At 64.6% G+C, this 11,083-nt stretch carries 8 protein-coding genes; 4 read left to right on the forward strand and 4 right to left on the reverse strand.

Annotation, left to right across the window (positions count from 1 at the left end; genetic code table 11):
- Positions 1 to 78 precede the first annotated feature (78 nt).
- The 4 genes from Y882_RS04590 to Y882_RS04605 all read right to left on the reverse strand — a co-directional run bounded on the left by Y882_RS04590 (position 79) and on the right by Y882_RS04605 (position 5,846).
- Positions 79 to 3,108, reverse strand: coding sequence for a TonB-dependent receptor (locus Y882_RS04590; RefSeq protein ID WP_046970713.1), 3,030 nt, complete (start codon positions 3,106 to 3,108; stop codon positions 79 to 81).
- Positions 3,109 to 3,140: 32 nt separating this feature from the next.
- Positions 3,141 to 4,187, reverse strand: a complete 1,047-nt coding sequence (locus Y882_RS04595; RefSeq protein ID WP_046970714.1) for a LacI family DNA-binding transcriptional regulator — start codon at positions 4,185 to 4,187, stop codon at positions 3,141 to 3,143.
- A gap of 245 nt (positions 4,188 to 4,432) precedes the next feature.
- Entirely contained in the window at positions 4,433 to 5,224 is a 792-nt protein-coding gene (locus tag Y882_RS04600) for a carboxylesterase family protein (RefSeq protein ID WP_046970715.1), read from the reverse strand.
- Positions 5,225 to 5,276: 52 nt separating this feature from the next.
- Positions 5,277 to 5,846, reverse strand: coding sequence for a hydrolase (locus Y882_RS04605; protein WP_046970716.1), 570 nt, complete (start codon positions 5,844 to 5,846; stop codon positions 5,277 to 5,279).
- 202 nt (positions 5,847 to 6,048) lie between these two features.
- Between Y882_RS04605 and Y882_RS18755 the strand changes: the two genes are divergently transcribed.
- From Y882_RS18755 to leuC, 4 genes are all read left to right on the forward strand, one after another.
- Positions 6,049 to 6,603 carry a TetR/AcrR family transcriptional regulator gene (locus Y882_RS18755; RefSeq protein WP_162207389.1) on the forward strand — a complete coding sequence of 185 codons (555 nt, stop codon included), beginning with the start codon at positions 6,049 to 6,051 and terminating at the stop codon, positions 6,601 to 6,603.
- A gap of 398 nt (positions 6,604 to 7,001) precedes the next feature.
- Entirely contained in the window at positions 7,002 to 8,606 is a 1,605-nt protein-coding gene (locus tag Y882_RS04615; protein ID WP_046970717.1) for a 2-isopropylmalate synthase, read from the forward strand.
- A gap of 16 nt (positions 8,607 to 8,622) precedes the next feature.
- Complete coding sequence (locus tag Y882_RS04620; protein WP_046970718.1) at positions 8,623 to 9,627, forward strand: branched-chain amino acid transaminase; 1,005 nt, start codon at positions 8,623 to 8,625, stop codon at positions 9,625 to 9,627.
- Complete coding sequence (gene leuC, locus Y882_RS04625; protein WP_046970719.1) at positions 9,624 to 11,036, forward strand: 3-isopropylmalate dehydratase large subunit; 1,413 nt, start codon at positions 9,624 to 9,626, stop codon at positions 11,034 to 11,036. The genes Y882_RS04620 and leuC overlap by 4 nt, the downstream gene beginning before the upstream one ends.
- Positions 11,037 to 11,083 lie beyond the last annotated feature (47 nt).

The following is an 11,083-nucleotide window of genomic DNA, read 5'->3' on the forward strand; positions in this document are numbered from 1 at the left end:
ATCCGCTGCTCTTAAAGAGAGGCCCGCAAGTGCGGGCCTCGAAGTGCCGTCATCATGACGGCCATGGGGGGGTGCCACTTAGAAGTTGATACCTGCAGTGACCTTGAGCGTACGCGGATAACCCGTGATATCGCCCGTGGGGTTGTAGATCACCTGACGCTTGTTGAGCACACCGTTCTCGCCGATGGTCTCGATGTAGTTGACGTAGTTGTTCCAGTTGAACGCATTGAGCAGGTCGATGCGCACATAGGCGTTGAGGTTGCCGTAGATCTTGAAGTTCTTGGTCGCCTGGAAATCGATGTCGCGGTAACCGAACACCTTGCCACCGATCAGGAACTTGCCTTCGCCCGGCGGACGGATCGCGAAGTTAAGGCAACCGCCGCCGTTGGTGAAGCCGCTGTCGTAGCCTGGCGCGGGTGCGCCGTAGCAGGACAGGCCAAGATCAGGCACAGGCGTGGCCAAGGTCAGCTTGCTGCCGAACACGAAGCCCCACGGACCGTCGAGCGAGCCCGTAGCCACCAGGCGATGCTTGGCAACGCCCGGGGCGGCCGAGTACGGATAGTTGCCGATCTTCTCGTAGTCGAACGCGTATTGGTCGGTCGGATCGTTGTTGTCGTTGTTCTGCACGGCGTTCGTGTAGGTGTACGCGAACGATGCGCTCCAGTGCGAATCCACCGTATACGGCTTCTCGGCGGAGATCAGGAACTGGTTGGTCTTGGTCTGCAGGCCGTTGTTGCCAATGATCAGCGTACCGTAGCCCGGGATGCCGAAGCTCCACGGCTGGCTGCCGCCGCCCCAGAACGTGCCGTCCGGACGACGGTTGCCCAGGGTGTACACGATGCCGTCGTGGCTCTTGATGTTCACAAAGGCGACGCTGGTGTTCCACTCGCCGATCTGATTGCGCATGCCGATGCTCAGCTGATCGGAATACGGCGCCTTGAGGTTGTTGTTGATCATGTCAACTTCCTTGCCGGCGTTGCTGTTGGCAACGAGCGCTTGCAAGGCAGGAATGCTCAGGTAGGCCGGGTTCCAGGCCAGGCAGGTGGCGCTGGGCGTGCACGGCTGCGACGGCGTGTTGAAGAACAGCGTGGGCTGGGACAGCACCGACTTGGTCTCTTCCACCTGCAGCGATTCGTACAGGTTGCGATCGTACGAACGACCCCAACCGCCGAAGATCACGTGCGCCTCATCGCCGAACAGATCGTTGGAGAAGCCCAGGCGCGGCTGGATCTCGTTCTTCTTCGCCTTGCGGTTGCTGCCGTTGGAAATGTAGTCGTTGATGTTCACGCCGCCCATGGCGAGCGACTGTGCATAGGTCTGCCCCGCCGGTCCGTTCGGGTCCTGCGAATTGAGCGCGGACACCACGCCAGCCGGCGTCTGGTAGTCGAGGTACGAAGGCGTCTTCTCGTAGTCCCAACGCACGCCCAGGTTGAACGTCCAGTGGTCGTCGACCTGCCAGTCGTCCTGGATGTAGGTGCCGAACTGCTTGTCGCGGCTGGTCGCCACCGGGCTCTGGCCCGGCGTCGGGTTGCCGAACTGCACCTTGTACGGGATGGACTCGGTGCCATCCGGACCCACCGCATAGGTGTACAACGCGTTGGTGTCGCCCGCGTCCTGCGCGGTCAGCTTCACCGACTTGAACTTCACGCCCATCTTGATCACGTGGTCGCCATGCCACTGGATGTCGTTGAGGGTGAAGTCGTCGGAGATCGCCGGACCCTTCTGGCCCTTGTTCTGGTACGACAGCGGCGAGGAGCCGTCCACCAGCAGCGTGGAGTTCTGGTCGCTGGCATCGGTGTACGACGCGCCGTAGCCCGTGGTGATGGGCGTGGGGTTGTACTGGGCGTCTTCGTACGTCGCCTGCAGGCGGTTGAACCAGCTGTCGGTGCTGTGATCCCAACGCAGGTCGAAACGCTTGTCGGTGTTGCGCGTATTGAGCGAGGCGTTGGCCGTGCTGTTGCCGCCGATGCCGCTGATGGCGGTTTCGTCACGGTACTTGCCGCTCACTTCGATGCGGTCGCGATCGGTCGGCTCCCAGTCCACCTTGCCGAACCAGTTGTTCTCCTTGAACGGCAGGTTGGCCGGGCCGATGCCGGCCTGCGCGCTCGCCGGCAGATTGGCCCACAGGGCAGAGTTGCCCGTGGGTACCACGGTGATCGGGCTGTTGAATTCCTTGCCTTCATAGGCGAGGTAGAAATGCGCCTGATCCTTGAGGATGGGGCCGCCGATGTCGAAGCCGTAATCCTTCTCTTTGGAATCGACCTTCTTGTTGTTCGCCTGCTCAGAAGGCGTCTCTGCGCGCATGGCGGTGTTGGTGAAGCTGCCGAACACGTCGCCGTGGAACTCATTGGTGCCCGACTTGGTTTCGGCAGTCACGGCCGCGCTGGAGAGCTGGTCGTACTCAGCCTTGTAGTTGGACGTGATGACCTTGTACTCGGCCACCGCCAGCTGCGGGAACGGATTGCCCTGGCTGTTGTTTTGGCCGGTGACGCCGCCGGGCAGCACGTAGTTCTTCTGGCCCACGCCGTCGATATAGACGTTGATGTTGGAGCTGGCCTGCGCGCCCGAGCGCAGGCTGGTGTTGCCGTTGGCGTCGCGCGTGAACACCATGCCCGGCACGGTGTCGGCGAATTCGAGGAAGTTGCGCGAGGCAGCCGGCGTGGTTTCGATCTGGCGCAGGGACACCAGCTGGCCCACTTCGGAGGTCTTCACTTCCTGCAGCGTGGTGGCCGAGACCGTCACGCCGCCCAGGTTCTGCGCATTGGCTTCAGCCGGCGCTGCCGCCGCGGCCTGCTGCGCCGTGAGGTTCAGGGTGAAGGTGGAAGCCACCGTCACCGTCACCGTGCGCGCGGTGCCCGGACCGGCATCCACCTGATAGGTGCCCGGCGGCAAACCGACCAGCGCGTAGCTGCCGTCCTTGTCCGAATGTGTGCGGCGGGTAGCGCCCGTGGCGGTGTTCTTGGCCACCACGTCGACATCGGCGGGAGCCTGGCCGCGAATGTTCGCATCCGAGCTCTGCGCCCACGAGATTGCCGGCACGGAAGAGGCCATCGCGAGGGCAATGGCGGTAGCTAGTAAACGTTTACTTTTTTGGCGTTGATTATTCATAAGGTGTCTCCCCTCCCACAAAAGGCCGCCGCTCAGACGAGCGCCGGAGGCTGTTTCGTTGCTACGTTGGTCTGATGAGCTCCGCACGACTCACGCACGACGACGTCGCAACGCAAAGTGCGGCTGTTGGAGCCGGTGTGCCCCTTGCCTTCCATGAGCTCGGTAAGCAGGAGCAGTGCGCTCTTGCCCAAATCTGCAATGCTGACGCCCACGGTACTGAGCGATGGGGTCACGTACCGTGCGATCAGGATGTCGTCGAAACCGGCCAGCGCGATGTCCTCGGGGACTTTCACGCCAGCCTCTTTGAAGGCCATCAGGCAGCCCACGGCCGTCATGTCGTTGGCAGCGAACACGGCACGCGGCCGCTTGGCCTGCGCCAGTATTTCCTGACCGGCGCGATAACCCGATTCCTCGGTGAAGTCGCCGGCAATGATGTTGAGCTTGGCCTTGGGCGCGTGCTTGGCCATCGCCGCGCGATAGCCCTTTTCGCGCTCTTGCGAATCGTAGTTGCCGGCCGGGCCGGTGATGAAGGCCACCGATTCGTGACCTGCATCGAGCAGGTGCTTCACCATTGCCTGGGCGCCGGCGATGTTGTCGATGTTGATCGACGGATAGCGCGCATGGTCGACCGGACTGTCCAGCAGCACGGCCGGCAGGTCCGACGGCAGGTTCCCGTCAAGGAACGGACCGTCGACGAATTCGGAAAGAATGATCATGCCGTCCACCCGGCCACGCATGGTGCGCACCGCCGCCGCAGCGTCTTCCACGCCGTCGTGCGAGCTGGACACCAGCAGATGCAGGCCCTTGGCGCGGGCCGCCAGATCGATGCCGCGGATCAGCTCGGAGAAGAACTCGCCGTACAGGTCGGGCAGCACCGCACCGATCGTGTGGGTGCGGCCGGTGATCAGGCTGCGTGCGGCCGAATCGGGCACGTAGTGCAGATGGGCGGCGGCTTTGCGCACGGCATTCTGCGTTTCCGTGGTGACCCCGCCCAGGCCATTGAGCACACGGGATACCGAGGCGATCGAGACTTTCGCCTCCCGCGCCACATCCTTGATGGTGGCCTTCTTGGTGGTCACATCGGCTCCTAGGACAGGGCGGCTGGGGATTCCCCGGCGGCGCTGCGGCGGAACGTAAACGTTTTCATCGAAACTTGTAAAGCCACCATTTCGCGCTTTTTTCGCTGCGCTGCAAAACTTTCAAGCATAAGAACTTGCGACCCGGAGGCGCAGCAACGCCGCCGCCTGGACTGTCGTCCATACGGCGTCGCAACATCGAACGCTAAAATTTCGGTAGGGAACCAGACATCGATGTGAACGAATCGTCAGCCTGCCGTAGCTTTGCGATGGGCAAACATCCACGGCCACAGCGCCGGCGAGTCGTAGGTGGGCACCCAGGAACCGTGGTTCACGCCGGGGAATTCGGTGTAGCGCACTTCGTCGCCAGCGTGGGTCAGCGCCTTGTTCATGGCGCGCGAGTCGGCCGGCGGGACCTGGTCGTCGATCGCGCCATGGAAGATCCACATCGGCGTCGGCTTCACCCGACTGGCCACCCAGGCGTAGGGATCGGCGCCGCTGGGCACGCCGTAGACCTTCAGCTCCGGCATGTCATCGAGTCCGAGGATGCCGCCGCACACGGGCGCGGCCGCAGCGAACATGCCCGGATGATCGACCGCCAGCTGCCACACGCCGTAGCCACCCATCGAGAGGCCGGTCAGGTAGAGCCGCGAGCGATCGCCGTGATAGGTCGCGATGCTTTGCTCCAGCGCCGCCACGGCGGCGCGTTCCACTTCGCCGCTCCACACCGTGTCGTCGGGCGCCTGGGGAGCCACCACCACGGCGGGAAACGCATCGCCATGTTTTTCCAGCCACGGCGGCAGGCCCTGCTTGAGCTGGGCCTGGTTGTCGCTGCCGCGCTCGCCGCTGCCGTGCAGGAACAACACCACCGGCCAGGCGCGATCCGCGCTCCAGCCGGTGGGCACGAAGACCTGGAAGGGATAGCGGTGGCCATCCACGGTCACTTCGCTGGCGACGAAGTGCGCGTCAGTGGCCTGCGCCGATCCGGCTAAGCCAAGCAGCAGCGAGGCTGCCATCCATCCCACTCGCTTCATCAGCATGTCCGCACTCTCCGTCAGTCGATGCCCCGGAGAGTACAGACCGCGCGACGGATCAGGCCAGAGCAGCAAGAACCTGCTCAGTGGAACGCACGCGACCCAGGCGCGGGAAGATGTGCTCCACCGCGAAGCGATGGTGCGCGGCATCGCCCGAGCTCATGGCGTCTTCCACCAGCACCTGATTGAAGCCCAGTTCGAAGGCCTGGCGCGCGGTCGATTCCACGCCGATATTGGTGGAAATGCCGGCCAGCACGATCTGCGTGATGCCGCGACGGCGCAGCTGCAGCTCCAGTTCGGTGCCATAGAAGGCGCCCCACTGGCGCTTGGTGATGTGCAGGTCGCCCTCGGCCACCGCCAGCTCATCGGCGTAGTCCCACCAGTTGTCCGGCAGGGTGAAGTTGCGTGCCGGCTCGTCCGTCAGGGGACGCAGCATGTCGCCGGCATCGGCCGACCAGCCGACACGCACCAACGCCACGGGCGCCTTCAGCTCGCGAAAACGCGCCGCCAGGCGACCGGCACGGGCAAACACCTCAGCGCTGGCATGCGGGCCCGCGCCGAACGGGGCGATACCCTTCTGCAGGTCGATCAGGACGAGCGCGGTGCTGCGGGGATCAAGCTTTTCCATGGGATAACTCCAGCGATGTGCGGGGATCAGGCAGGGATTGCGCCGGCATCAACGTACAATCGACCCTGTTCGGGCCACGCCCACATGCCGGCTCTAGGGATTATTATGTGAGGACAGCCTCACATTGGAGTTTATGAGGATGTCCTCGCAAAACACAAGCCAGGGGGCGCGTGCACCCAGCCGTCGCCGCGGCCACGAACGCGTGGCGGCGCTGCTTTCGGCGGCCTCGGACTGCTTCGTCGAAAAAGGTTTCGACGCCACCACCATGACCGAGATCGCCGCCCGCGCTCAGGCCTCGATTGGTTCGCTCTATCAGTTTTTCCCTACCAAGGAAGCCGTGGCCGAGGCGCTGATCACCCAGCATGCCAACGGCCTGAACGAGCGCATGGAGAGCCTGGTCGCGCAGACGCCCCACTGGTCGACGGAGGAACTTGCGGCCCGGCTGATCCGCACGTTCGCCGACTACCGCAAGCAGCATCCGGCGTTCGCCACCCTGGTCGAGGCCGCCGGTTCGCTGCCTACGATGCTGGGCCGCACCATTCGCCAGCGCATGCGCGATTATTTGAGTCAGATTGTCGCCATTCACGCGCCAGGGATTGCCGCAGGCGAGCTACGTCCGGCAGCGATGGTGGTGCAGCAATTCATGAAGGCCGCAGTCGCACTCGAAAGCGAGCAACCCGCGAGCCTGCGCAAAGCCGCGCAAAACCAGCTGCAGCAAGCACTTTCGCTCTATCTGCGCGAACTCGCGTCGCGCTGATCGCGGCGACCACTGTGTCGCACGTGCAACACGTGCGTAGGACGTCCAGCCATCTGGACGTCCGAATGCCTAGCTCGACACGCGATTTAAACATTTTCAAAAGAAACTGTTGACAACCCGTCGGACGGGCCATTAGGTTCGTCTGCATGTCGCAGCGCAACAGCCATGACCGCATTGCCGAACCGATCCGTCCTCCGACGGTCGCCGGCCTGCTGCGACTTCGCACCAACCTCCTTCTTGCCCTTGTACTCGTACTCCTTATTACCAACGGAGGTGCGGGCTGAGGGCGTGTGTCCAGGTAACTAGAAAGACCACCTGAATACGACCAAAGAACCCCGCACCCGGTAACGGATGCGGGGTTTTTTGTTGCCTGAGGCGTGTGCCCATGGAGCAAAGCGATGACCCCCGATAACACACCGCCTGAGAGCGGCAACAGCGAGAACAGCGACGTGGGCGACGTAGCCGAACGCGTGCGCATTTTCGACACGACCCTGCGCGACGGCGAGCAGGCCCCCGGCTTTTCGATGGATCGCCGGGCCAAACTCCGCATGGCGCATGCGCTCGAGGCGCTGGGTGTGGACATCATCGAGGCCGGCTTCCCCAGCGCCTCGCCGGACGATTTCGCCTCGGTCGCGGAGATTGCCCGCGTGCTGCGCGGCCCCACCGTGTGCGGCCTGGCGCGCTGCCACGACAACGACATCGACGCCTGCGGCCGCGCGCTGGAAGCGGCGCGCCACGGGCGCATCCACCTGTTCCTGTCCACCAGTCCGCTGCATCGCGAGCACAAGCTCAACATGAGCAAGCAGCAGGTGATCGACACCGCCTGCGCGGCGATCGAACGCGCCAAGCAGCTGTGCCACGAGGTGGAGTTCTCCGCCGAAGACGCCATGCGCACCGAGCCGGAATACCTGGTCGAGGTGTTCAGCGCGGCCATTGCGGCCGGCGCCACCACGGTGAACGTGCCCGATACCGTCGGCTACACCACGCCCATCGAAATGGCCGAGCGCATCACCTACCTGCGCCGGAACGTGCGCGGGGCAGACAAAGTGATCTTTTCCACTCACTGCCACGACGATCTGGGCATGGCAGTCGCCAACAGCCTCGCCGGCGTCGCGGCCGGTGCGCGCCAGGTGGAATGCACCATCAACGGCATCGGCGAGCGCGCCGGCAATGCCTCGATGGAAGAAGTGGTGATGGCGCTGCGTGTGCGCGCCGCCTACTTCGGCGTGGATACCGGCATCGACGCGCGCAAGCTCTACCCGACCTCGCGCCTGCTGACCCAGTTGACCGGGCAAGCCGTCGCGCGCAACAAGGCCGTGGTGGGCGATAACGCGTTCGCGCACGAGTCCGGCATCCATCAACACGGCATGCTCAAGCATCGCGGCACGTACGAGATCATGCGTCCACAGGATGTGGGCATGGGCGAAACGCGGCTGGTGCTGGGCAAGCACTCGGGCCGTCATGCCCTGCGCCAGCGTCTGCAGAGCCTGGGCCACGAGGTGGACGAAGCGGCGATGGACAACATCTTCGCGCGCTTCAAAGCCCTGGCCGACAAGAAGCGCGAAGTGCATGACCAGGACCTGGAAGCGATCGCACTGGGCATGGACCCGGAAGCGACCGGCCCCTGGCGCATCGTGCAGCTCAACACCAACTCGCACCTGGGCGGCAGCGCGTCGGCATCGGTGAAGCTGACTCACGACAGCGGCCATGAAGTGGGCGAAGCCGCGATCGGCGACGGCCCGGTCGATGCCGTGTTGCGCGCGATCGAACGCGCCACCGGGACTTCGCTCGATGTCACCCAGTTCCAGGTGCGCGCCGTGAGCGAAGGCGGCGACGCGCAAGGCCAGGCCCAACTCACCGCGCGCCACGCCGAGCGCGACTGGCGCGGTTCTGGCGTAAGCACCGACATCATCGAGGCGACCGCGCATGCCGCGCTCGCCATCGTCAACCGCATCGAACGACAACAACCCGTGTCGCCACGGGCTGCGGTCGCGAGCCTGTGAAACCGAGGAGCTACCCATGACGACGCCCTTCCTCTGGCACAACGGCCAGATCAAACCCTGGACCGAGGCTACGGTCCACGTCAGCACCCACGCGCTGCACTACGGTTCCTCGGTATTCGAAGGCGAGCGCGTGTACGCCACGCCGCAGGGCCCGGCCTATTTCCGCCTCGCCGATCACACCCGCCGCCTGTTCGAGTCGGCGCGCATCTACGAGATCGAGATCGGCTACAGCGAAGAGGAAATCAACGCGGCCTGCCAGGAAGTGATCCGCGCCAATCGCATGAAGTCCGCCTACGTGCGTCCCATCGTGTTCCGCGGCGCGGGTGGCCTTGGCGTGTTGCCGAAGGCCGATTCGCCGGTGGACGTGGCGATCATGGCGCTGGAATGGGGCGCATACCTGGGCGATGCGCTGGAACACGGCGCCGACGTGTGCGTGTCCTCGTGGCAGCGCCCGGCGCCGAACACCTTTCCGAGCTGGGCCAAGGCCGGCGGCAATTACCTCAGCAGCCAGCTGATCGCACTCGAAGCGCGCCGCGGCGGCTACGCCGAAGGCATCGCCCTGGGCCATAACGGCCTGCTGAGCGAAGGCGCCGGCGAAAACCTGTTCCTGGTGAAGAACAACAAGCTGCTCACGCCGCCGACCAGCGCCGGCATCCTGGCCGGCATCACGCGCGAATCGGTGATCACGCTGGCTGGCGAATTGGGCATCGTGGTGGAAGAACGCGATCTGCCGCGTGAGGCGCTGTACACCGCCGACGAGATCTTCATGACAGGCACCGCCGCGGAAATCACGCCGGTGCGTTCGGTGGATCGCAAACCCGTCGGCGCTGGCCGCCCTGGCGATGTCACGCGTGCGCTGCAGAAGGCTTTCTTTGGTTTGTTTGATGGCACCACAGCTGACCAGTGGGGCTGGCTCACGGCTGTATCCAATGTGGTCGTCCCTGACCACGAAGATCAAAAAGCGGCCATCCATGGCCGCACTCCTCAACAACAACCCGCTTCGTTGGGAGCGACGGCATGACCGCAAAGACATTGTTCGAAAAGGTGTGGGATGCGCATGTCGTCGCTGCCGAAAGCGCCGACACGCCTGCGATCCTCTACATCGATCTGCACCTGGTGCATGAAGTGACCTCGCCGCAGGCCTTCAGCGAACTGCGCGAGCGCGGCCTGAAGCTGCGTCGCCCGGACCGCATGCTCGCCACGCTGGATCACTCCACGCCCACCCTGCCCGCGGGCGCCGATGGCGAGCGACCCTACGCCAACGCCGAAGCCAAGGCGCAGGTATCGCAGCTGGAAACCAACTGCCGCGAGTTCGGCGTGGAGCTGCACGGCTGGAACAGCCGCGACCGCGGCATCGTGCATGTGTTCGGCCCGGAACTGGGCGCCACCCAGCCCGGCATGACCATCGTCTGCGGCGACAGCCACACCTCCACGCACGGCGCGTTCGGCGCGCTGGCGTTCGGCATTGGCACCACCGAGGTGGGCCATGTGATGGCCACGCAGTGCCTGCTTCAGCGCAAGGCGAAGACGCTGGCCATCCACGTGGACGGTCATCTGTCCGCCGGCGTGGGCGCGAAGGACCTGATCCTGCACATCATCGGCGAGATCGGCGTGGACGGCGGCACCGGCTACGTCATCGAATATCGCGGCGACGCCATCGAGCAGCTGTCGATGGAAGAGCGCATGACGGTGTGCAATATGTCGATCGAAGCCGGCGCACGTGCTGGCATGATCGCGCCGGACGAAACCACCTTCGCCTGGCTCAAAGGCCGTCCCCGCGCACCGCAGGGAGCCGCGTGGGATGCAGCGGTCGCACGCTGGAAGTCGCTGCGCACCGATGATGGTGCCGAATACGACCGCGAAGTGCGCATCGACGCGAGCAAGGTGCGCCCCACCGTCACCTACGGCACGCATCCGGGCATGGCCATCGCGATGGACAAGCCCGTGCCGGCAGCACGCAACGCGCAGGAAAAGCGCGCGCTGGATTACATGAAGGCCGAGGCGGGCAAGCCGATGCAGGGCACGCCGGTCGACGTGGTGTTCGTCGGCAGCTGTACGAACTCGCGCCTGTCCGACCTGCGTGAGGCCGCGCATGTGTTGCGCGGCCGTCGCGTCGCCGACGGTGTGCGCATGCTGGTCGTGCCCGGTTCCGAAGCGGTGCGCCGCGATGCGGAGAATGAAGGTCTGCATCACGTCTTCACCGCCGCGGGCGCCGAGTGGCGTGAGCCGGGCTGCTCGATGTGCATCGCCATGAATGGCGACTTTGCACAGCCGGGGCAGCTGGTGGTGAGCACCTCCAATCGCAATTTCGAAGGGCGCCAGGGCAAGGGCGCACGGACGGTGCTGGCTAGTCCCGCCACTGCGGCTGCATCGGCTGTCGCGGGGCGCATTGCTGATCCGCGTGAGTATGCGACGGAGGTGGCGGCATGAAGGCGCGAGCTTTTCTTCCTCTCCCCTGCGGGGAGAGGACCGAGGTG

Source organism: Dyella japonica DSM 16301 (genome assembly GCF_001010355.1).
GTDB classification, from domain to species: domain Bacteria; phylum Pseudomonadota; class Gammaproteobacteria; order Xanthomonadales; family Rhodanobacteraceae; genus Dyella; species Dyella japonica.